14 protein-coding genes are annotated in these 22,598 nt (G+C 71.5%); 3 read left to right on the top strand and 11 right to left on the bottom strand.

Going from position 1 to position 22,598, the window contains the following annotated elements; all coding sequences use genetic code 11:
* Nucleotides 1–7 precede the first annotated feature (7 nt).
* A complete protein-coding gene (locus FHS34_RS18165; RefSeq protein ID WP_184966544.1) occupies nt 8–931 on the bottom strand; it encodes an alpha/beta hydrolase in 924 nt (307 codons plus the stop codon).
* Between the two features lie 584 nt (nt 932–1,515).
* Between FHS34_RS18165 and FHS34_RS18160 the strand changes: the two genes are divergently transcribed.
* On the top strand, nt 1,516–1,788 hold the full coding sequence (locus FHS34_RS18160) for a hypothetical protein (protein ID WP_184966542.1): 273 nt from the start codon (nt 1,516–1,518) through the stop codon (nt 1,786–1,788).
* A 138-nt stretch (nt 1,789–1,926) separates the two neighbouring features.
* Here FHS34_RS18160 and FHS34_RS18155 read toward each other — a convergent pair whose 3' ends face one another.
* From FHS34_RS18155 to FHS34_RS18110, 10 genes are all read right to left on the bottom strand, one after another.
* On the bottom strand, nt 1,927–2,712 hold the full coding sequence (locus FHS34_RS18155; protein WP_184966540.1) for a thioesterase II family protein: 786 nt from the start codon (nt 2,710–2,712) through the stop codon (nt 1,927–1,929).
* Nucleotides 2,709–9,068 carry a type I polyketide synthase gene (locus FHS34_RS18150; protein WP_184966538.1) on the bottom strand — a complete coding sequence of 2,120 codons (6,360 nt, stop codon included), beginning with the start codon at nt 9,066–9,068 and terminating at the stop codon, nt 2,709–2,711. The genes FHS34_RS18155 and FHS34_RS18150 overlap by 4 nt, the downstream gene beginning before the upstream one ends.
* Before the next feature lie 149 nt (nt 9,069–9,217).
* Nucleotides 9,218–9,784: a 4'-phosphopantetheinyl transferase superfamily protein gene (locus FHS34_RS18145; protein ID WP_184966536.1), complete on the bottom strand. Its 567-nt coding sequence runs from the start codon at nt 9,782–9,784 to the stop codon at nt 9,218–9,220.
* Between the two features lie 9 nt (nt 9,785–9,793).
* Nucleotides 9,794–10,048, bottom strand: coding sequence for a phosphopantetheine-binding protein (locus FHS34_RS18140; protein WP_184966534.1), 255 nt, complete (start codon nt 10,046–10,048; stop codon nt 9,794–9,796).
* Entirely contained in the window at nt 10,041–10,907 is an 867-nt protein-coding gene (locus FHS34_RS18135; RefSeq protein WP_184966532.1) for an alpha/beta fold hydrolase, read from the bottom strand. Before FHS34_RS18135 ends, FHS34_RS18140 begins: the two co-directional genes overlap by 8 nt.
* Complete coding sequence (locus FHS34_RS18130; RefSeq protein ID WP_184966530.1) at nt 10,894–11,898, bottom strand: NAD(P)H-dependent flavin oxidoreductase; 1,005 nt, start codon at nt 11,896–11,898, stop codon at nt 10,894–10,896. The genes FHS34_RS18135 and FHS34_RS18130 overlap by 14 nt, the downstream gene beginning before the upstream one ends.
* Entirely contained in the window at nt 11,898–12,725 is an 828-nt protein-coding gene (locus tag FHS34_RS18125) for a class-II aminoacyl-tRNA synthetase family protein (RefSeq protein WP_184966528.1), read from the bottom strand. Before FHS34_RS18125 ends, FHS34_RS18130 begins: the two co-directional genes overlap by 1 nt.
* A complete protein-coding gene (locus tag FHS34_RS18120; RefSeq protein WP_184966526.1) occupies nt 12,725–12,967 on the bottom strand; it encodes an acyl carrier protein in 243 nt (80 codons plus the stop codon). The genes FHS34_RS18125 and FHS34_RS18120 overlap by 1 nt, the downstream gene beginning before the upstream one ends.
* A complete protein-coding gene (locus FHS34_RS18115; protein ID WP_184966525.1) occupies nt 12,964–13,842 on the bottom strand; it encodes a diiron oxygenase in 879 nt (292 codons plus the stop codon). The genes FHS34_RS18120 and FHS34_RS18115 overlap by 4 nt, the downstream gene beginning before the upstream one ends.
* Nucleotides 13,843–13,857: 15 nt before the next feature.
* On the bottom strand, nt 13,858–14,727 hold the full coding sequence (locus FHS34_RS18110; RefSeq protein ID WP_184966524.1) for a hypothetical protein: 870 nt from the start codon (nt 14,725–14,727) through the stop codon (nt 13,858–13,860).
* Nucleotides 14,728–15,459: 732 nt separating this feature from the next.
* Between FHS34_RS18110 and FHS34_RS18105 the strand changes: the two genes are divergently transcribed.
* Nucleotides 15,460–19,146 carry a type I polyketide synthase gene (locus tag FHS34_RS18105; RefSeq protein WP_184966523.1) on the top strand — a complete coding sequence of 1,229 codons (3,687 nt, stop codon included), beginning with the start codon at nt 15,460–15,462 and terminating at the stop codon, nt 19,144–19,146.
* Between the two features lie 20 nt (nt 19,147–19,166).
* Nucleotides 19,167–22,556 (top strand): non-ribosomal peptide synthetase, encoded by a 3,390-nt coding sequence (locus tag FHS34_RS18100; protein ID WP_184966522.1) that lies wholly within the window; start codon nt 19,167–19,169, stop codon nt 22,554–22,556.
* Nucleotides 22,557–22,598 lie beyond the last annotated feature (42 nt).

The following is a 22,598-nucleotide window of genomic DNA, read 5'->3' as shown; positions in this document are numbered from 1 at the left end:
GTCCGGCTCACGCCGGGCCCAGCAGCCTGTCCAGTTCCCGGATGACCCGCCGGGCGCACTCGGCCGCCGCCGGCACGGTGCTCTGCATCAGGAAGTAGCCGTGCACCAGCCCCTCCCCCGGTACATGGCGTACGGGGACTCCCGCTGCGCTCATCTTCGCCGCGAGCTCCACGCCCTCGTCGTGGAGCGGGTCGTACTCGGCGGTGGCCAGGACGGTCGGCGGCATGCCCGTGAGGTCCGCCTTCAGCAGGTCGACGGCGGGGTCGGCGCGCAGCCGCGGATCGGGCACGTACTGCTCGTAGTTCCAGGCCATGTCCTCGACGCTCAGCAGATACCCCTTGCTGTGCTCACCGGCCGAGGCGATGATCAGGCTCGGGTCCACCGGCGGGTAGATCAGCAGCTGCGCGGCGAAGCGGACGTCAGGCGCCTGGAGGACGACGCCCACGGACAGGCTGGCGCCGGCGCTGTCGCCCGCGATCACGTGCGTCCGGCCGGGGAAGGACCGGGCCGTCCACCGGGCCGCGGCGACGGCGTCGCGCAGCGGCGTGGGATAGGGGAACTCCGGTGCCCGCCGGTAGTCGACCGCGACCACGACCGCGCCCAGCGACGCCGCGATGCCACGGCAGACCCAGTCGTGGCTGTCCAGGTCTCCCAGCACCCACCCGCCGCCGTGCAGGAAGGTGACCACCCGCTGTCCGACCCGCTCCGGGGTGTAGACCCTGACCCCGAGCGCCGCCCCGTCCGGACCGTCGATCAGCCGGTCGGCCGAGGTCACGGCCGGGCCCGAACCGTCCTCGTCGCGCTGCGGACGGACCGCGCTCGCCCGGTACCGCTCGCGGGCCTGTTCGACCGTCAGTTCGCGGTCCGGGACCGGAGGTCCGTCGATGCTCTGCCAGGCGATCAGGTGCCGGATCAGACGGTCCAGAGGCATCGCGGTTCTCCCACTTACTCGGTCGGCGGGTCGGAGCGCACGTTCCCCGAATCTATTTCGCCCTCACGGCGACCGGAAGGGACGGCAGCGGGCGCATGCGAAGTTCACGGGGCGCGGTGTGGTTCTCATGTGATGCCGGTATCGCGTTCGCGGATACCGTGAAGAGTCGTCGAAGAATCGAAAAAGGCCGGGGTTTTCGACTTCCGATTCCCGCAGGGAACGCTGTGCGGGACGCTGTTGAGCAATCGGTCCGGCGAAGTCATCGTATTCCGGCGCGTGTTGACGCTCCGTGTGCCGCGCCGGCCGCCGGACGCGCGGGCAGGCCTCCCGGCCTCGGCACACGCAAGGTGACGATCAAGGTGTCTTGCCCTATGCTGCGGCTTGCACATCCGGGGGGCGACTGGCCGTCACGGCGACCAGCACCGTGACACGTGCGCTTCACCCCACGCCATCTCACCTCGTGCTTCGGCATGCCGCCGGGCGTCCGCGCCTGTGCGCGCCTGCCGCCCGAGGCTGCCCGCAAGGGGTCCGGATCGGCGCGTCTCCCCGGATCCCCACGGTCATCGGAAGGCAGAGAGAACGTCATGGCAGAACGGCAGTACCTCGGTCAGGGCACCAACACCTCCTGGGAGAAGTTCTGGTACGTCCTGGGTTGCATCTACTTCGGTGCCGCCTACTTCCAGAAGGTCCCGGTGAAGAAGGCACTGAGCGAGTACGGGCTGGTCGAGATGACCAGTGCGGAGAAGTTCTGGTACGTCGTCCAGTGCATATTCTTCGGTGTCGGCTACTTCGCGAAGGTCCCCGTCAAGAAGGCGCTGTCCGAGGTTCAGAACGCCGGCGGCTTCCCCAGGGTCTGACGGCGCCGGAACGGCACGCAGACACACAGACGCACGGGCCGCGGGCCCGGACCGCGAGGAGCGGTCCGGGCCCGCGGCCCGTCTTCCGGCGGGTACGGGCCGGCGGGCGTCAGCCTTCTACGCCACCGTGTCCTGCCGTCAGTGGGACAGGGCCGTGGGATGGACCGTGCTCGTGACCGGGCTCGCGGTGCCCTTCAGGTCGGTGAGCAGGTCGTCCAGGACCTCCTGGAAGCGGTGCCGGATGTAGAAGTGGTCGCCCGGGTAGCGGTGCAGCGTGAAAGCCTCCGGGCCGGCAGCCCACTTCTGCCATCCCGCCATGTCCTCGGGGTCGGCGATGGCGTCGTCCTCGCCGGCGAAGGCGGCGATGGCGCAGCGCAGCGGGACGGGCGGCTGGATTCCGAGCCCGGTGTACAGATGGGCGTCGGCGCGGATCAGGGAGATGAAGGAGTCGACGGTGGCCTGGTCCTGTTCGATCTGACCGGGGAGAGCCTCACCGCCGAGCATGAGGTAGGCGGTGACGGGATCGGTGAGCAGCTGCTCCGCGGTGGTGGTCCAGTACGAGTGGTCCGGTGCCGAGATCCCGGAGGGGCACAGCAGCGCGGGGCCGCGGTTGGCGCGTTCGAGGGCCCGGCAGACCTCATAGGCGTAGCGGCCGCCGCCCGAGTGCCCGAACAGTGCCGTCGGACGGCGCTCGCAGATCCCCGCGATCGCGTTCGCGGTCTGCCTGACCAGGCGGGGCAGATCGGTGATGGGCAGCTCGGCGGTGCGGGCCTCGCGTCCCGGCGGCTGGACGGCGAGGATCTCGACGCCGCTGACGTCGGCCCAGGGCGCGTAGAAGTTGGGGCCACCGCCGGGGTGAGGCAGGCCGATCACACAGACCGGCGCGTCCGGGTCGGGCGCGATGGGGACGATCCAGTCGTTCATGAGTGCTGCTCCTTGGCGTGGCCGACCCCTGCGGCAGCCATGGCACGGGTGGCCAGGTCGCGTATGCCTTGGCTGGCAAGGATTTCCAGGGTGGGGATGTCGAGGTCGAGCTTGCGTCGCAGGGTGACGCCCAGCTCGGTCGCCAGAATCGAGTCGAGTCCGAGGCGGTTCAGCGGTACCGAGGGGGAAAGGCGTTCCGGTTCGGTCCGCAGGATGGCCGCGATGACATCGGTGAGCGCCCGGGTGGCCAGTTCCTCCGCGTCGGCCGCCTCGCTCGCCTGCAACTGCTCGCGCAGGCTCGCGCCGGCCCGGTCCTGCTGCCCGGATGCCGAGGTGATGAGGTGGGAGAACCGGGCGGCGGCGCTGGACGGGAACATGAGGCCGGCCCGTTCCCAGTCGACGCGTGCGATCACCGCGCTGTGCGGCGCGTCGCCGGTGAGGAGCCGGCCCAGGGAGTCGAGGGCTTCGGCGGGGGGAATCGGCTCAAGTCCGAGCCTGGTCATGGATTCGGCGAGGTTGTCGCGGACGACGACGCCGGTGCCGGCGATGGCTCCCCAGCCGATGGCCAGTGCCGCCTGGCCGCGGTCGCGGCGCTGGCGGGCCAGCGTTTCCAGGCACAGGTTGGCGGCGGCGTAGGAGGCCTGGAGCCGGTTCCCGAGCATCGCGGAGATGGAGGAGTACAGGACGAAGTGGTCGAGGTCGCAGTCCTGGGTCAGCTCGTCGAGGAGCCGGGCGCCGGCGACCTTCGGGGCGAGGACGCCCTCGTACCGCTCGCGGGTCTGCTCTTCGACGGGGCCGTCGTCATAGCTGGCCGCGCAGTGGAACACTCCGCGCAGTCCGCCCGGCGCGCAGGTCCGGGCGTGGTCGACGACCCGGGTCATGGCGGCCCGGTCGGTGATGTCGGCGGCCATGAAGGTGATGCAGGCGCGGTCCGGCTGTTCGGCGGGCGTACGGCGTCCGGTGACGATGACCTGCCCGGCGCCGTGGTCGGCGAGCCAGCGTGCGGTGGCGGCGCCGAAGCCGGCGGTTCCGCCGGTGACGAGGTACACGCCTTCGGGGTCGAACGTCACGCGCTGGGCGGCGATGCCGGTGGTGTCGATGACGAGCTTGCCGATGTGCTCGGACCGCTTGAGCCGGTTGAAGGCGTCGTCGAGGGCGGCTGCCGGGTAGACGGTGTGCGGCAGCGGTTCGATGCTGCCGTCCGCGGCCAGCCGGGCGATGTCGCGCATCACGGCCCCGGCGCGCTCGGGACGCCGGTCGATGAGCTGGGCCAGGTCGACGGCGAAGTAGGACAGGGTGTTCAGGAAGGGGCGCAGCCGCAGTCCGGCGTCGCCGTACAGGTCACGCTTGCCGAGCTCGACGAAGCGTCCGTCGGGGGCGAGCAGTTCCAGGCAGGCCACGGCGGCCGTTCCGGTCAGGGAGTTGAGGACGATGTCCACGCCCCGTCCGCCGGTCAGTTCCCGGACCTGGTCGGGGAAGTCGGCGGAGCGCGAGTCGAGCGCGTGCCAGGCGCCCCGGTCCAGCAGGAGCTGCCGCTTCTCGGGTGTGCTGGCGAGGCCGATGACGCGCACTCCGGCCAGGCGTGCCAGGTTCAGGGCGGCCAGGCCGACACCGCCTGCGCCGCCGGGCAGGAGCAGGGTCTCGCCGGCCGACATGCCGGCGAGGACGTTGAGGCTGTAGTGGGCGGTCGCGTAGACCAACGGCAGGGTCGCCGCGTGCTCGAAGTCCATGCCGTCGGGGATGGGGACGGTGACCGCGGCCTCGGTCAGGACGTGACTGGCGAGAGAGCCGCAGCCGACGGCCATGACCGCCTGGCCGACGTGCAGGCCGGTGACGCCGGAGCCGGTCTTGACGATCACGCCGGTGCATTCCTGGCCGATCAGCGGGCCGGCGTTGACGCCCGCGCGCCAGTCGGCCTGCATGGGCTCGATGGGCATCAGGCCGGTGGCCAGCATGACGTCCTTGTAGTTGAGCGCGGCGGCCTTGACCTCGATGACGACCTGGCCCGGGCCCGGTTCGGGCATCGGGATCGCGGCGGGCCCGAACTGCGGCGTCAGCGCGATCGTGCGCACCTGGAGGGCCGTCGCCTGGTCCGCGGACCTGCCGCGCGGCGGGCCGGCTTCACCGGTGGACGGCGGCACGGGGGCGACGCGCGGCACGCGTACCTCGTCCGCGAAGACGGCGAACTCGTCCTCCTGGCCGGTGTCGGCCGTGAGGACCCCGGCGACGCGTTCGGTCAGCGCCGGGCCGAAGGAGGGTTCGACGGCGATCCGGCGGATGGCGATGCCGGGTATCTCGTTGGTGATGGTCCGGGCCGTGCCCCAGGCCGAAGCCGCCGCCATGCTGCCGGCCCCGTCCGTGCCGGGGTGTCCCATGACGCCGCAGGGGCCGGTGATCAGCCAGACCGTCAGCCGTGCGTCGGGGGTGCCGGTGAGGCGCTGCTGCCAGGCGACCGACAGGTCGCGGAGGATCTGTCCGGCGGCCGCGGCGGCCGCGACCGGGTCGTCGTCGCCGTCGCCGTCGGAGAGCACCAGTGCCACCGCGGTGGCGGAGTCGGCGGCGTCCGGCTGGACCGCGTCCGTCCAGCGTGCGGTGTCACCGGGGGCGACGGCGGCGGGGGCCGCGGCGCCGAGGGTGCCGGCGAGCGCCTCCGCGAACGGCAGGCCGCCCCGGTCCGCCAGGACCGTCCAGGCCGTCGGGGTGTCGGCGGGGAGCGGTGTGGCGGGCTCCTCCGTGAAGACGGCCGGCTCCGAGGTGGCCGCCCAGGTGCCCAGCGCGGGCTGCGGACGGCCCTCGATCAGGCGGAGCCGCATGTCCTTGATGGTGACGGCGACGGTGCCGTCCGGTGCGGCCAGCGTCACGTCCCACACGGCCTCGCGGCCGGTCTCGGAGTGGGCGACGACGTGCACGACGCCCTTCGTCGGCGGCCGTGTCCAGGCGGTGAGCGCGCCGAACTCGACGGGCATGAACAGCATCGAGCCGTCACGCAGGGAGGAGTTCAGCGGGCCGCCCGCGTGGAGCGCGACGTCGAGGAGCACGGGGTGGGCGATGTAACGGCTGGTGGGCCCGGTCATCTCGGCGGCGGGTGCGGCGGGCATGGTGTAGTCGGCGAGGAGCTCGCCGGTCCCGGCCTCGTCGCAGCGGAACCACGCGCCGGTCACGGCGCGGAAGCCGGGGCCGTAGACGGTGCCCGCGCGGTCGCTGATCCCGTAGAACTCGTCGTGGTCCAGGGTCATCTCGCCGTCCAGGCGGGCGCGGACGGCCGCGACGTCGAGCGCCTGGGGGGCGGCACCCGTGACGGCGCGCAGCCGGCCGCGGGCGTGCTGCTGCCACGGCTGGGCCGGGCCTCCGAGCCGGTCCCGGCGCGAGGAGATCGTGATCATGTCGCCGGACACGGTCGTGCTGAGGTGCACCTGCGCGGGGTCGCCGGGTGCGGGCATGGTGAGGCCGGACGTCACCGCCAGGTCGGTCACCTGGGTCGCGTGGTCACGGATCGTCGCGGGTCCCGCAGTCAGGGCCATTTCGGCGAAGGCCGCGCCGGGCATCACGATCGAGCCCGCCACCTGGTGCTCGCTCAGCCAGGGCACCCGCGACACCTCGACCGTGCCCTCCCACTGCGGTTCGGCGACGGCCACGCGCTCGCCGAGCAGCGGGTGCACGAGCTTGCCGTCCCCGGGGCCGTGGCCCCACCAGGACGGTTCGCCGACCCACAGGCGTTCCCGCTGCCACGGGTAGGCGGGCAGGTCCATGACGCTGCCGGCCGCGGTGAACCACGTCTCCATGGCGACGGCGCCGCCGGCCGCGAGCACCGCCGCGGCGTAGGCGTCGAGGTCCGGCTTCTGGTCGCGCCGGATCGTCTCGGTCGCGGTGAAGGAGGGGCTGTCCGGGGCCTGGGAGATGCGGCGCAGGTAGGTGGCGAGTACGGGGTGCGGGCCGATCTCGACGAGCACGCCGGCACCGGCGGTGGTCATCGCCTCGACGGCCTCGGCCATCAGGACCGGCTCCCGGATGTTGCGCCACCAGTAGTCCGCGTTCATCGTCCGGCCGTCCGGCACGGCCGCGCCGGTCACCGTGGAGAACATGGGCAGGGCCGGGTCACCGGTCGCGAGATCGTCGAGCTCGTCGAGGATCTGGGCCCGGATCGGGTCCATCTTGGCGCTGTGGAAGGCGTAGTCGAGCGGCAGCATGCGGAAGAAGACGCCGCGGTCGGCGAGTATCTTGCCGATCTCCTCCAGCGCCTCGCGGTCGCCGGAGAGCGTGACGTCGGTGGGCGAGTTGACGGCGCTGACCTCCACCTCGGCCCCGCTCGACGCGATCAGCTCGTCCGCCTCCGCCAGGCTGACGGCGGCGGCGGCCATCATCCCGGTGCCGGCGGTACGGCCCTGTGCGGCGCTGCGGATCGCCACCACCCGGCAGGCCGCCTCCATACCGAGGATGCCAGCGGCGTAGGCGGCGGCGATCTCTCCGACGCTGTGCCCGGTGACCATCGACGGGGTGACGCCCCGCTCCCGCAGGCTGGCCAGCAGTCCCACCTGGACGGCGAACAGCAGCGGCTGGGCGACCTCGGTGCGTGCCAGGTCGTACTGCCCGTCGGTGAGCGCGGCGGCCACCGACCAGCCGAGCAGCGGGGAGAGGTGCGTGTCCGCCTCCCGCACGGCGGCGGTGAAGGCGGCGTCGGCCCCGGCGCCCTCGCCCATCAGTGCCGAGCCCATGCCGGCCCACTGGGAGCCGTTGCCCGCGAACACGAACCCGACGGGTGTCCCCGCCGCCGCGGCCGCCTCGCAGCGGGCCGCGGCCTCGGGCAGCGTCCCGGAGGAGATGCTGTACAGGTCCTGAGCGGCGCCGGCCGCGTCCTCGGCGAACACCACCGCGGTGTGCTCGTGGCGCTGTCGCCGGCGCACCGAGGTGAACGCGGCGTCGTAGAAGCGGTCCGGGGTGTCCTCCAGGTACTCGGCCATCGCCCACGCGGCCTCGCCGAGCGCTTCCGGGGTCCGTGCGGAGACCAGCACCGGCAGCCGCCGGCCGGCCGTCGGCGGCCGGGTGCCGGTGTGGTCCGCTGTCGGCTCGGTGAGGACGACGTGCGCGTTCGCGCCGCCGATGCCGAACGAGTTGATCCCCGCCGCCGCACGGCCCGGGCCCCGCTCGATCGGGATCTCCTCGTCCGTGGGGACGAGTCCCAGCCCGTCGAAGTCGATGGCGGGGTTGTGGGGCAGGCCGTGCAGGGACCGGGGGATCCGTCCGCTGCGGAGGACGACCAGGGTCTTGAGGAGGCCGGCCATTCCGGAGGCGCACTCGAGGTGCCCGACGTTGGTCTTCACCGACCCGATCGGGAGCGGGCGGTCCGCGGACCGGTGTGCGCCGAGCGCGGCGCCGAGCGCGGTGCACTCCACCGGGTCTCCGACCGGGGTGCCGGTCCCGTGGCACTCCAGGTAGACGAGTTCCTCGGGGCTGACGCCGGATTCCGCGTACACCTGCTCCAGGAGCGCCTGCTGGGTGATCGGGGACGGCTGGCTCATCACGTTCACCGAGCGGCCGTCCGTGTTGGTGCCCGAGCCCGCGATGACCGCCAGCACCCGGTCCCCGTCCGCGAGCGCGTCGTCGAGCCGCTTGAGCAGGACGACGCCGCCGCCCTCGCCCCGTACGAACCCGTCGGCGAGTTCCGAGAACGCGTGGCAGCGTCCGGTCGGTGACAGCACGGACGCCTCGGCGAAGCCGAGATAGTCGACGGGGTTCAGCAGCAGGCCGACACCGGCGGCTATCGCGGTCCGTACCTGTCCGCTCGTCACCGCCTGGGCGGCCTGGTGCAGGGCGACCAGCGCCGACGAGCACGCCGTGTCGATCGAGTACGACGGGCCCCGCCAGTCCAGGAGGAAGGACAGCCGGTTGGACGCGTTGCACGTGAGGGTGCCCTGCAGCGAATGGGCGTCGACCGCCTCGGGCCGCGCGGATATCAGCTCCCAGTACCCGCGCGTGGAGGTGCCGACGTACACGCCGCCGTCCTGCCCCTTCACCGCTGCCGGGTCGATGCCGGCGTGGTCGAACGCCTCGACCGTCATCTCCAGCAGCAGGCGCTGCTGCGGGTCCATCTGGGCCGCCTCGCGCCGCGAGATCCCGAAGTATTCCGGGTCGAAACCGGTGATGTCCCCGAGGAAGCCGCCGGCGCTGGTGTAACTCAGGCCCGGGCGGGGCTCGCCCGGGGCACACCAGAGCGCCGGATCGAACCGGTCCGGCGGCACTTCGGTCACCAGGTCACGGCCGGCGAACAGGGCCTCCCCCAGCTGGTCCAGGCTGTTGATGCCTCCCGGTAGCCGACAGCCCACTCCCACGATCGCCGCGCAGTTCCCAAGATCGCCCACGAGTCTCTCCTCCCAGAACCCTGATACACGCTCACCCTGAGTGAGCATCGATCCGCACGATTTCGCATGTCGCCGCACCGCGCACACAAGAGCCGGCCGTCAAGCGAATAAACAAAAAGGGGCACTTTCACGTACTGCTGTGAACTGATTCACCGTTGGATCGCAACGGCGAACGAAATGTCTTCCGCGGAGCGGATCCACACCGGAACCGTCGCGCCGCCGTAGAACGCGGTCAACGCATCGCCGGACTGACTGAGTTCAATCTTCCAGAAGAGGAAATGGCCCCCTGTACCGATGCCGTTCAGCGCCTTGAAGGCTGCCTCCTTGGCTGAGAAGAGTTCCCTTGGAGTGCATGTCCCGGCGGGCGGAAGCAGCGTGTGCCGCTCCCGTTCGCTCAGGACGAATCTGGCCACCCGCGGACTGATGGCCGCGCATTCGATGTCGACGCCGACCGCCGCGGCACCGGGAACCACCACCGCGACGGCCAGGCGGTCGGTGTGGGAGATCGATCCGGCGAATCCGGGCGGGAAGCGCGGCCGGCCGTCGGGGTCACCGGGCACGGTCCGGTCGGCGGCGCCGGCCGCGGCCAGCGCCGCCGCGGCCGCCCGTCGGCCGGCCGTGGACTGCTGGTGCGGACCGTACGGCGGCCGTACCGGACGCCATGCGGTCCGCATCCCTGCGGCGGTGTGGGCGGGGACCGCCGGCTCGACGACCACGTCGGGCCGTCAGCCGCGCAGGGCCACGACGTGGTCGGCCAGCGACTCGATGGAGCGCAGCGCCTCCGGGTGGACGTCGTCGTCCCATTCGAAGCCGAACGCGTCCTCCATCGCCACCAGCAGGGCGACCAGCGCGTTGGAGGACATCCCCGCCTGCCGCAGCGACTCGGAGTCCGACACCGTGCTCACGAACCGGTCACCACCATGCTGCTCCCGCAGCAGTTCACGAATGCTCTGCCGCACCGCGGACACTTCGTCAGGCACGTGATTCCACTTCTTCGACGAACTTGCGGACGATCGCCTGGAAGCCCTCGGGATCGTCGATGAAGGGGATGTGGCCGGCCTTCGGGATGATCTCGCAGGCGCCGTCCGGGAAGAGGGCGGCCAGTTCCTTGGCGCCGGTCGGGCTGAGCAGGAAGTCGTCGTCGCCGACGACGACCAGCGTCGGCGCCTGGATCCCGGCCAGCATCTCGGGGCTGCTCTTGTCCTGCATGGCCCGCTTCAGACCGTTGGTCATCTCCTCGACGGTGGCGAGCGCGCTGAAGCTCTCCCGGAAGCCCAGGAAGCCGGGCGCACCGATCGCCTCGTTCATCTCCGCGCTGAACACCTCGGGGTACAGGTGCTCGTACAGACCCTCGAGGCCGTGGCTCTCCAGCGTCCGCAGCCACGCCCGCTGGATCTGCCGCTGCCGCCGCATGCCGCGCGGGCCGAAGGCCGGGCCGGTCAGCACCAGCCCCTTGACGCGGTCGGGGTAGCGCAGCGCCACGTCCCTGGCGAACACGGTGGAGGTCGACAGGCCGATCAGATAGGTCGACTCGATCTCCAGGGCGTCGAGCAGGGCGATCAGGTCGGCCGCGTGCTCCTCCCAGGTCGGCTCCTCCTCGACCTTCGAGGAGTGGCCGTGGTTGCACAGGTCGAAACTCACGACGCGGTAGTGCTGGTCGAGTTCCTCGGTGTACACCCGCCAGGCCGGGACGGGAAGGAAGAAGGTGTTGAGCAGCGTGACGGCGGTGCCTTCACCACGGGACTCGTAGTAGAGCTCGACGCCCTCCCTGGTGGGAATGCGCGGGACGTCGTCGTGGTAGGTCATGTCCAGCCGGGACAGCTCTTCATAGCTTGCCATGCGAATCCTCCGCTATCTCTGTTCCAACCGCGTGGGCACCCGGCAGAACACGGGCGAATCCGGCGACGATCTCAGCCGCCGGGAGTTCGTCGGAAATGGCGCCGCAGGAGAGTCCGCAGTACATGGCCATCTCCCCGATGCGGCCGCTGGTGGTCACGGTCGGTACCGCGGCGCTGAACCGCGGAACCACGTACGGCTTCCCCTCGACCACCGTGCGGCCGATGAAGTTCTTGGGCTGGTCCGGGTTGCGGGTGACGTCCGTCGCGAGGACGCGGTGCCGCCTGCCCGGCCACCCGATCTCGTAGACGTCGCTGATCACCGTGTCGGCCTCGCCGGACGTGCAGACCGCGGTCTTGAACTGCGGGTGGGCCATCGACTCCCGGGCCACCACGAAGGCGGTGCCGAGCAGCACGCCGTCGGCGCCGGCCGCGATCGCCCGGGCCGCCTCGTCCGGCGAGCCGATGCCGCCCGCCGCGACGAGAGGGACGGTGGGCAGCAGCGCGCGCAGCTCGGCGACCAGGTCGTCCCGGTGGGACGTACCGAGGAGATGGCCGCCCGCCTCGGTGCCCTGCGCCACCACGATCGCGCCCCGCTCGGCCGCCCGCACCCCGTCCTGGACGGTCCCGATCTGGACGACGAGCCGCCGTCCCGCGCCGGTGATCCGGTCGAGCACGGCGTCGTCGGCCATGCCGAACAGGGAGAGGTACACGTGCTGCGGCGTCTCGTCGAGCACCTGCCCGAGCTGCCGGTCGAGTTCGTCCGGCCCGACGACCTCCGGGATCAGGTTCACGCCGACGGGGCGGTCGGTTCCCGCGACCAGCCGCTTGAGCATGGCCGACAGCGCCTCTCCCGCCAGCTTGTAGCCGCCCGCACAACCCGCCGCGCCGGCCTCGGACACCGCGCACGCCAGGTCCGGGCCCGCGACGCCGCCCATTCCGGACTGGAGCAGGCCCACCCGGATTCCGAGGGTCTGTGCCAACGTGGTGCGCATCAGCCCAGGTTCTCCACCGCGGACAGCGCGGCGGCGGTGTCGCCGAAGCGCTGCGTCAGGGTGTGCACCCACCGCTCCAGGCCGAAGGCGAGACAGCTGGTGTGCGCCGTGTCGTCGCCGGCCTGGATGGAGCACCGCTCACCGAAGAAGTTCCGGTGGTAGTTGACCGACCCGATCGCCAGGCCGTCCACGACGAACTCCTCCTTCACCGGGAACAGCCGCTGCATCTTGGCCTTGCTGCTGTTCTTGTCGAAGAAGGGATCGGTCGCGACCTCGACCTGGACGTCCAGCCCCAGCTCGGCGCAGAGCCTCAGCGCGGTGTCCTTGGCGTTGAGGAGGTGCTGCTTGGCACCCTCCTCGGGTCCGATGAAGACGATCTCCCGCATGGAGAAGCCCAGCAGCCGCTGCAGGCCGGAGTAGTGGTCCTCGTTGCGGAAGCAGGTGGCGACGGTGGTCCGCATGACGCCGTCGGCGGGCAGCGTGGTGCCGGCCAGGTCGACGTAGATGGCGTAGCAGGCCGCCGACGGCAGCGCGAAGGCGGTCGGTTCCATGATCTCGGGCGGAACGCGGTCCAGCGGCCGCTCCGCCTCGGTCAGCAGCTTGCCGAGGCGCTGCGGGTCGAGCCTGGTCGCGGCCAGGCCCAGGTGCGGGAAGTTGTCGAAGTAGTCGAACCTGTCCAGGTCCTGGGTACGGATCAGGAACGGGAACCGGAACTCCGGGGCCTGCCAGCCCTCGGCGAAGCGCTGGAACACCGAGTCGAGGGCCCGGAACAGACGCAGCTGGCCACCGTCGAGAACGCTCAGGCCGTTGTCGTTTGCTGTGGTCATCACGCTGCCTTCTGCTGGAAGAATCGCGCCTGGATCGCGTTGAGGGTGCGGAAGTCGTCGAGGTCCACTTCCTCGGGGTCGATCGGCTCGCCGGTCAGCTCCTCGAGCAGGAAGATGAACTCGACGAAGGCCAGGGAGTTGATGGCCCGGCTGTCGATCAGGTCCAGCTCGTCGGGCAGCTGGCCGAGGCGGGGGTTGCGCCCCAGGATGAACTCACGGACCTCGTGCATCGGCTCGGTCATTTGACTATCTCCCTGCCGACGCCGGCCTTGGACAGGAACTTCCTCGTCCGCTTCAGTACCTGGTCGTGCGCCTCCACCCGGACGGGGTGCGACAGCGCGCGCCGTCGCAGCTTCAGCGCGTCCGGGATGCCCGCGTCGCGGTAGGCGGCCGGGTTGTAGAGGGTGGCGATGCTGTACTGCAGGTAGTTCTCGAGGTACTCGGCGAGCACGGGCACCTCGTCCGGGTCGCGCTCGGCCACCTGCTCCAGGAGGTTGGTGAAGACCATCCGGCCGAACGCGACGTGCCGGCTCTCGTCCTGGTGGTGCACCCGGTTGATCTCGCGGGCGATGTGCGGCAGCGACTGGTCGGTCGCCATGTGGGCGTTGTAGTAGTCGACGATCTCCTCGAAGATCAGGATGCGCGCGAACACCACCAGTTCGCGGGCCACCGGCGACAGATGCGCCACCGAGTCGGCCTTCAGCGTCGGCTGCGCCGGGTACAGCTTGCCGCCGTAGCGCAGACAGAACTGCGCGAAGAACCACATGTGCTCGTTTTCCTCACCGATGAAGTGGTGCAGGAACTCCGAGACGCCCGCGTAGGTCTTCTCGTGGATGCGCATCACCACATCGCTCAGCAGCTCACGGATACCGTGGATGTTGAGGCTGAAGAAGTTGATCGCCTCGTACCTGGTCAGCGCGAGCTGCTGTTCGCGGGTCAGCTCGTCCCACATCTCCGTGCCGGCCAGCGTGGTGAGGCTCTCGCTCATCCACGGCTTGTCCGGCTCCATGGAGTCGGGCCATTCGAAGATCGTGTACGGGTTGTAGTACCCGGACTCGGCCATCTGCTCCAGCCGGTCCAGGTCCAGCACGACCGGCTCGATTTCGCGTACAGCCATGTAGCAGTCGTCTCCTCAACGCACCGATCGGATGTCCGCGCGCACGTGGACCGGCGTCCGTGAGCCGCACTCGTGATGAGCCAGGGCGGCGTTGCCGGAAGCGGTGGACGGAATGACTTTGTTGTAGATCGAACCAAGGCACAGTTCCTGGAACTCGCCGGTGCTTGCGGAGAGCCGCGCGGCCAGCTGTGCCTTGGCGATGTCGATGGTCTTGACCTTGCCGTCGTCGTCCTCGACCTCGACGCAGGCGTGCGGCAGGTCGAGGGCGCCGCCGAGCACGCCGCAGAACCAGCCCCGCTTCGCCTCGGCGCGGTACCCCGCGCCCCGGAAGCGCTCGGCCAGCAGAAGGCTGGCCGCGATGCAGCTGGTCGCGCCGAGCTCGTGCACCAGCGCGTAGTCGGCCTGCATGGGCACGGGGATCATCTGCCAGCGGTAGCCGGCGGCGAGGTACTCACCGGTCAGCTGTCGCAGCACCGGGGAGAGCACCGGAGTGCGCGCACCGGTCGTGGTGACCGTGGCCGTGTAGGTGGCCGAGCCCGAGCCCGGGGCGGGCGCCGTGACGTCGGCGACGTTCCCGCCGAACCGGACGATGTCCGGCTCCTCCAGGCGCCAGGGAGCCTCCCCGGCGCAGTCCGGGCACTCCAGGTGGACCTGGAAGTCCCAGTTCTTCGTGCGCAGCAGGTCGTCCACCGGCCGGCCCGCGAACCGGAAGAGCATGCGGAACGCGAGTTCCGGCTGCGTCTTCGAGGTGGTCGAGTACATGCCGAGGTTGTAGAGATCGTTCGCGTCGAAGTGACGGACTCCGGACCGCTCCTCGTACGGCAGCCCGGCGGCGACGAGCCGGTCGATCTCCGCCGTCCCGCAACGCAGCATCTCCTGCGCCACCGTTTCCGGCTGGCTCTTGCTGGAATATTGGGCGGGAATGAATTCGATGGAATGCGCAACCCTTTCCCAGGGCGTATCCACCGCTACAGGTTGGCCCGACACAGTCCATCTCCCCAGGCAGGCTTCGCACGATGATCGTCAAACGAACTGTTTCGACGCTACCAGCGGGGCGGCTCGGCACGGCAGATTAATGCCACACATTTGGCCGTGCATTCCTCACTAAAGACGGGGACATGCCTGATGACCCCACCGGGGCGGGACACCGCGCGGGGTGAATAAGGGAGGGTCGGCTGGTTTCAGGTCACCGACCTCCGAACGATCGCGCGTAAGGCCGGCCGGCGAGAGGCGGGCCGCCGCCGATGTTCAGTCCTTCGCCTTGTTCATCCATACGACTTCACGCCCCCTCGCGGATGAGAGACCGGGTGAATACACGACTCCGGCCCGAGCGGCCAGACTACCCACGGGAAAAGCCCGGCGGAATATGAGAAATACACTTCCACAAGCACGGGCACCCCAGCTCATCCGACCCGAACACTGTATTACCCGAGGCCCGGTGGCTCATCAACCCCTATCGCACCCTTATCGCTGCAGCTAGGGGTGCACGTAGGGGTAGAGGTGGGGTGTCAGGGGTTCCTGCTCGCACAGTAGGGTCGGCAAAGAATTCTATTGAGCAAAAAATACCCGTTCCCGGGCACACACACTGCTTGAATATCACGGGGAGCCGTACGGTTCATGGCTGACGAAGAAAAGCTGCGGCAATACCTGAAGAAGGCCACCGGCGAGCTGCAGCGCACCGCCCGGAAACTGCAAGAGGCCGAACTCAGGGATTCCGAGCCCATCGCGATCGTCGGCATGAGTTGCCGATTCCCGCCCGACCTGCGTTCCGCCGAGGATCTGTGGCGGTTCGTGAGCGGCGAGGGCGACGGCATCTCGGCGTTTCCCGAGGACCGGGGATGGGGCACCGTGAGCGTGCCCGGCGGCGCCGGCGCGACACCGGAACCGTCGGCGCGCCAGGGCGGATTCGTGGCCGGGGCCGACCGGTTCGACGCCGAGTTCTTCGGGATCGGCGAGAACGAGGCGCTGGCGATGGATCCGCAGCAGCGGCTGCTTCTGGAGACCGCCTGGGAGGCCGTCGAACACGCCGGCCTCGATCCGGCCGGGCTGCGCGGGACCCTGACGGGCGTCTACGCCGGTCTGTCCTACTGCCATTACGCCGGCGGACCGCAGGCGGCGCTCCCGGCGGGCGTCGAGGACCAGCTGATCGTCGGCGGCGCGCCGAGCACGGCGTCGGGCCGGGTCTCCTATGTCCTGGGCCTGCGCGGACCGGCCATCAGCATCGACACGGCCTGCTCGTCCTCGCTGGTGGCCATGCACCTGGCGTGCCAGGGACTGCGGCGCGGCGACTGCGAGCTCGCCCTGGCCGGCGGCGTCACGATCATGGCCACGCCGGACGTCATCGTCGAGTTCGGCCGTCGCGGCGCTCTCGCCGCGGACGGCAGGTGCAAGCCCTTCGCGTCCGCCGCGGACGGTATGGGGTTCGGCGAGGGCGCCGGGCTGCTGGTGCTGGAACGCCTGTCCGAGGCCCGGCGCAACGGCCGTTCCGTGCTCGCGGTGATCCGCGGCTCGGCGGTCAACCAGGACGGCGCGACGAACGGGATGACCTCCCCGAGCCGCGCGGCGCAGGAGGCGGTGATCCGGCAGGCGCTGGCGAGCGCCGGGCTCACCCCCGACCAGGTGGACGCGGTGGAGGGGCACGGGACCGGCACGCCGCTGGGCGACTCGATCGAGGCCGAGGCCCTCATCGCCACCTACGGCGAGAACAGGCCGGCCGGCCGGCCCCTGCGGCTGGGCTCGGTCAAGTCGAACATCGGCCACACCCAGACGGCGTCCGGGGTGGCGAGCGTGATCAAGACGGTCATGTCCATGCGCGCGGGAACCCATCCGCGGACGCTGCACATCGACCGGCCGTCCGGCTATGTCGACTGGTCCGACGGGACGGTCGAACTGACCACCGAGTCGGTTCCGTGGCCGGCCGACGGCCGGCCACGGCGGGCGGGCGTGTCCTCCTTCGGTATCAGCGGCACCAACGCGCACCTGATCCTGGAGGAGCCGGCCGCGGCGGACGGCGCGTCCGCCCCGGCGCCGGGCGGCACCGACGCCGTCCGCACGCCCTGGGTGCTGTCGGCGAGGACCGAGCCGGCGCTGCGGGCCATGGCCGCGGAACTCGCCGGCCTCCTCGCCGCCGAGCCGGCTTCCGCCGCGGCTGTCGGGAGGTCGCTCGCCCGTACGAGGGCGGGGTTCGGACACCGCGCGGTCAGCGTGGCCGCCTCCGTCGACGAGCACCTCGCCGCGCTCGCGGCGCTGGCCCGGGGCGAGGACGCCCCCGGACTGACCACCGGCGCGGGCACCGCGGCGAAGACGGCCGTGGTGTTCACCGGCCGCGAGCCGGGAGCCGGTGACCCGGCCCGGACAGCGGCGGCGCGCTTCCCCGCCTTCGCCGAGGCCTACGACGAGGTGCGCGCGCGTCTGGAGGCCCGTCTCGGCCGGCCGCTGTCGGCGTACCGGTACGCCGCCGTGTTCGCCCTCCAGGTGGCGCTCTACCGCTTGATCCGTTCGTGCGGAGTGGTGCCGGAACTCGTCGCCGGGTCGGGGATCGGCGAGATCACCGCGGCCCATGCCGCCGGCGTGCTGACGCTGGACGATGCCGTGGCGCTCGCGGCCGACGCGGCGCGCGCGGCCGACGCCGGGGACCGCGAGGCCGGGCATCGCGAGGCCGGGGACCGGCTGCGGGCCACGGCCGAGCGGATCGGCTGTGCGGAGCCCCGCATCACACTCGTCTCCCCCGGCGAACCCGGGCGGCCCGAGTACTGGGCCGCGGGCGGCTTCCTGCGGTCCGGCACCGAGGACGTCCTGTCCGGGGTGCGGTCGCGGGGGGCGACGGCCTGCCTGGAGCTGGATCCCGGAGCCGTCCTCGCCGAGGACGGGGTACTGACCCGCCTCGCGACGGCGTACACGGCCGGAACGACGGTGTCGTGGGAGGCCCTGTTCACCGGCACGGACGCCGGCCGGGTCCGCCTGCCCGGCTATCCGTTCCAGCGCAAGCGGTACTGGCTCGATGCGCCGGCCGGCCCGGGCCGGGGCGGGAACGAGGTCGTACGGCAGCCCGTGCACCCGCTGCTCGGGGGCCCGATCGACCTCGCCGACGCCACCGAACGGCGGTTCACCCGGACCCTGACGGCGCGTGAGCCCTGGTACGTCGCCCAGTACCGGTTGCGCGGCACGCCCGCCCTGCCGCCCGCCGCCGTCGCCGAATGGGCCCTGGCGGCCGCCCGCCACGCGGCCCCCGACGGCGGTGCCGGGACGATCGAGAACCTCGCCTTCGGTGAGCCGGCCACCGTGCCCGGCACGCCCCCGCTCACCCTTCAGGCGGCGGCCGAGACCCATGGCGCCGTCCGCCGGATCCGGGGATTCAGCGCGGACCCCGAGGACTCCGGCCGCGGCTGGACCCTCCGGTTCACCGCCTCGGCCACCGGGGAGACCCCCTCGGCCCCCTCCCCCGCGGACCTCGGCCGGCTGCGCTCGCGGATGACCGAGCAGGATCCCGAGGCGCTGTTCGCACGGCTCGGCGCCGCCGGAATCGCCTGCGGCCCGGACTTCCGTCGGATCACCCGCGGCTGGTGGCTGTCCGGCGACGAGGCGCTGGCCGTCCTCGAGACCGATGCGGTGGCCGCCGACGGCGATCGTCACGTGCTGCACCCTGTGGTGCTCGAGGCCTGCTTCCTGACCGCCCTGCCGCTCGTCGCCGGCGACGGCGACGGCGACGGCGACGTCCTGTGGCTGCCGTCGGGCCTCACCCGTCTCACCTGCCACCGCGAGCTGCCCCGCCGGCTGTGGTGCCATGTCCGCCGCACCCCGGCCGGCCCGGTGGACCTGGAGCTGTACTCCGACACCGGCGAACCGCTCGTCACCGTCGCGGGACTCACGCACGCCCCGTCCGGCCTGGTCGAGCGGGCCGCGGCCGACGCGGAACCGGACCTCGCCGAGCCGTGGGACGCCGACGAGCTGTCCCGGCTCGCCGTGGAGCAGCCGAGCGCCGCACGGCAGGCGCTCACGGAGATCCTGTTCGCCCGGGTGACCGCTCTGGTCGAGGGACTCGCGGACGACCGGGAGAACCTGCGCGCACGGTTCGCCGACACCAGGCTGGGCGATCTCGGCCTGGACTCGCTGCGGGCGATGCGGCTCAGGGAGCAGTTCCGCACGGGGCTCCTCGTGGACGTCCCGCCCCAGCGTCTTCTCGGTGACACCACCGTGGCGGACATCGCCGACCTGGTCTGCCGGTCCCTCGCCGCCCGGAGCCTCGTCATGACCGTCGACGAGGAGCCGGAGGCCGCCGGTCCGATCGAAGAACTCATCCTGTAACCGCCAGGAAGGCAGGCACGATGACCACGGATCTCTTCGCCGAGTTGTACCGCCGCGAGGTCAGAATGCGGCTGGTCGACGGCCGGCTTCACGTGACGGCCCCGCCCGGCGCCCTGACCTCCGAACTGCGCGAGGAGATGCGGCTCCACCGGGACGAACTCATCGAGATCATCTCGCGCTCGGAGAGCGCTCAGGAGCCGGCGAGCCTGGCTCCACGGCCCGAGGAGTGGCATGACCCGTTCCCGCTGACGGACATCCAGCAGGCGTACTGGGTGGGCCGGACCCCGGCGGTGGAACTCGGCGGGAACTCGACCCACTGTTACCTGGAGTTCGATGCCACGGATCTCGACATCCCGAGGCTGAGCCGAAGCCTCGACCAGGTCGTCCGGCGCCACCACATGCTCCGGGCGGTCATCCAGCCCGACGGCCGGCAGCGTGTCCTGCCCGAGGTTCCGCCGTACGACATCCAGGTCACGGACCTGTCCGGCCTCGACGACGCGGCGCGGGAGGCCGGGATCGCGCGGATCCGGGAAGAGCTGGCGCACCAGGTGCTGCCCGCCGACCGCTGGCCGCTGTTCGAGGTCCGCGCGTCCCGGCTGGACGACCGGCGGTGGCGCCTGCACCTCAGCCTGGACATGCTGGTCCTGGACGGGTTCAGCTTCGGCATCTTCCAGCGCGACTGGTTCCGCTTCTACAGCCGGCCGGACTCCCCGCCCGAGCCCCTCGAGGTCACCTTCCGCGACTATGTCCTCGCCGAGCAACAGCAGCAGAACGAGCGGCGGTTCGAAGCCGACAAGCGGTACTGGCACGACCGGCTCGACCAGCTGCCGCCCGCTCCCGAACTGCCCCTGGCCGTGCAGCCCGGGCAGCTCTCCCGCCCGAAGTTCGCCCGGCACCACGCCCGGCTGTCCCGCGAGCGGTGGTCCGCCGTCAAGGAGACCGCCCGCCGCCGGGGCCTCACTCCGTCCGCCGTGCTCATCGCCGCCTACGCGGACGTGCTCCGGCGCTGGTCGAAACGGCCCGACCTCACGCTCAACCTGACCCTGTTCAACCGGCCGCCCCTGCACCCGCAGCTCGGCGAGGTGATCGGCGACTTCACCTCGCTGGTCCTGCTGGAGACGCGGCCCGAGGCGGAGGACTCCTTCGCCGCCCGGGCGAAGCGCCTGCACCATCAGCTCATGGAGGATCTCGGTCATTCCAGCTACTCGGGGGTCCGCGTCCTGCGGGAGCGCGCCAGGCGTCTGGGCGGCCGGCTGGGGGCCGCCATGCCGGTGGTGTTCACCAGCATGATCGGCTTCGACTCCGCGTCCAACCCCACCCGGACGGCCCAGGTGTTCGGCGACGTCGTGTACGGCGTCAGCCAGACGCCGCAGGTCTGGCTGGACTACCAGGTGCTGGAGGACCGGGGCGAGCTGCTGGTCAACTGGGACTTCGTCGAGGAGCTCTTCCCCGCCGGCATGATGGAGGAGATGTTCCTCGCCCACCGCGCGTGCCTGGAACGCCTCGGCGAGAGCGAAGCCGCGTGGGACGAGCGGGAGCTCGTCACGCTGCCGGACGCACAGGCCGACGAGCGCCGCCGGACCAATGCGACCGAGGCCCCCATCCCGGAGCGGACGCTCTGCGAGCTGGTCGAGGAGCAGGCCGGACGGACCCCGGACGCGGTCGCCGTGATCTCGGCCGACGGCGAACACACCTACCGCGAACTGGTCGAGGACGCCCACCGGCTGGCCCATGTGCTGCAGTCGGCCGGCGCGGCCCGGGACACCCTGATCGGCATCGTCGCCGACAAGGGGTACGAGCAGGTGGCGGCGGCCCTCGGCGTCACCCGGTCCGGGGCCGCGTATCTGCCGGTCCAGCCGCGCTGGCCGGCCGCCCGGCGGGAGCAGCTCCTGCGGCAGGGCCGGGTCGGGGTGGTGGTCACGACACCGCGGCTGCGCGACGAGCTGGCCTGGCCCGACGGCATCCGGCTGGTGACCCTCGCCGACGCCGAGGTACGGTCCGCGCCGCCCACCCCGCCGTCGGCCGGTCCCGCCCCGGACGACCTGGCGTACGTGATCTTCACTTCCGGGTCGACCGGCACGCCCAAGGGCGTCATGATCGACCACCGGGCCGCGGCCAACACGATCCAGGACCTCAACGCGCGCTACCGCGTCACCCCCGACGACCGGGTGCTCGCCCTGTCCGCCCTCAGCTTCGACCTCTCCGTGTACGACGTCTTCGGTCTCCTGTCGGCGGGCGGCTGTGTCGTCGTACCGGAGCCGGGCCGGGCCCAGGAGCCGCGGCACTGGAGCGAACTGATGGACCGGCACGGGGTGACGGTCTGGAACACCGTGCCGGCGCTGATGCAGGCGTGGATCGACGCGCACGACACGGCGGCTCCCCCGCCCGGCGGCGGGCTGCGGCTGGTCATGATGAGCGGTGACTGGATCCCCGTGGCGCTGCCGGACCAGATCCGCGCGTTCTACCCGGAGGCGGAGGTGATGAGCCTGGGCGGCGCCACCGAGGCGTCCATCTGGTCGATCCACTTCCCGATCGGCGAGGTTCCCGCGCAATGGTCGCGGATCCCCTACGGCAAGCCGCTCGCCAACCAGACCATGCACGTCTACGACCAGTGGCTGGAACCGAGCCCGGTGTGGACGACGGGTGAGATCTACATCGGCGGGAGCGGCGTGGCCCGTGGCTACTGGGCCGATCCCGAGCGGACGGCGGAGCGGTTCGTCGTGCACCCCCGGACCAAGGCCCGCCTGTACCGGACCGGAGACCTCGGCCGCTATCTCCCCGGCGGGGACATCGAGTTCCTGGGCCGCGAGGACTCGCAGATCAAGCTCAACGGCTACCGCATCGAGCTGGAGGAGATCGCGGCCCCGCTGCGCGACCGGCCGGGCGTCCGTGACGCGCTGGTCACCGTGGACACCAACCCCCGGACCGGCCGCCGCCAGCTGGTCGCCTATCTGGTGCCCGCGGACGGGGAGGCCGTCGCGGGGCGGACGCATCCCGACGCCGACGCGCTGCGCGCCGCGCTCGAAGGTGTCCTTCCGGAATACATGGTGCCCCGTCACTACCTCGTCGTCCCGCGCGTGCCGCTGAGCGGGAACGGGAAGGTCGACGTGTCGGCGCTGCCCGCCCCGAGGGAGCAGCAGTCCTCCGGCACCACGTCGGCTCCGCGGGACGATCTGGAGCGGACGCTGCTGCGGTTCTGGCAGGAGGTCCTGGAGCGCGACGACTTCGGGACGGAGGAGAACTTCTTCGAGCTCGGCGGGGACTCCCTGCACGCGATCGGTGTCCTGGAACGGATCGGCAAGGAGTTCGGCACGTCCGAGAACCAGGACGACGGTCTGCGCAGGCTCTTCGAGAACCCCACGGTGGCCGGGCTGGCCGCCGTGCTGCGGGCCGAGGGCCGGGTGTCCTGACCGTCACAGGCCCGTGGCGGGCAGCGGGCCGCGCCCCCGGTT

The sequence above is a fragment of the Streptomyces echinatus genome (assembly GCF_014203595.1).
Taxonomy (GTDB): Bacteria; Actinomycetota; Actinomycetes; order Streptomycetales; family Streptomycetaceae; genus Streptomyces; species Streptomyces echinatus.
Note: the sequence above shows the minus strand (reverse complement) of the source record. Positions and strands in the feature narration are given on the sequence as shown.

Excerpts from the sequence above, each read along its gene's own strand:
- FHS34_RS18165 (WP_184966544.1), bottom strand. The coding sequence starts at position 931 with ATGCCTCTGGACCGTCTGATCCGGCACCTGATCGCCTGGCAGAGCATC.
- FHS34_RS18160 (WP_184966542.1), top strand. The coding sequence starts at position 1,516 with ATGGCAGAACGGCAGTACCTCGGTCAGGGCACCAACACCTCCTGGGAG.
- FHS34_RS18155 (WP_184966540.1), bottom strand. The coding sequence starts at position 2,712 with ATGAACGACTGGATCGTCCCCATCGCGCCCGACCCGGACGCGCCGGTC.
- FHS34_RS18135 (WP_184966532.1), bottom strand. The coding sequence starts at position 10,907 with ATGGCAAGCTATGAAGAGCTGTCCCGGCTGGACATGACCTACCACGAC.
- FHS34_RS18130 (WP_184966530.1), bottom strand. The coding sequence starts at position 11,898 with ATGCGCACCACGTTGGCACAGACCCTCGGAATCCGGGTGGGCCTGCTC.
- FHS34_RS18125 (WP_184966528.1), bottom strand. The coding sequence starts at position 12,725 with ATGACCACAGCAAACGACAACGGCCTGAGCGTTCTCGACGGTGGCCAG.
- FHS34_RS18120 (WP_184966526.1), bottom strand. The coding sequence starts at position 12,967 with ATGACCGAGCCGATGCACGAGGTCCGTGAGTTCATCCTGGGGCGCAAC.
- FHS34_RS18115 (WP_184966525.1), bottom strand. The coding sequence starts at position 13,842 with ATGGCTGTACGCGAAATCGAGCCGGTCGTGCTGGACCTGGACCGGCTG.
- FHS34_RS18105 (WP_184966523.1), top strand. The coding sequence starts at position 15,460 with ATGGCTGACGAAGAAAAGCTGCGGCAATACCTGAAGAAGGCCACCGGC.
- FHS34_RS18100 (WP_184966522.1), top strand. The coding sequence starts at position 19,167 with ATGACCACGGATCTCTTCGCCGAGTTGTACCGCCGCGAGGTCAGAATG.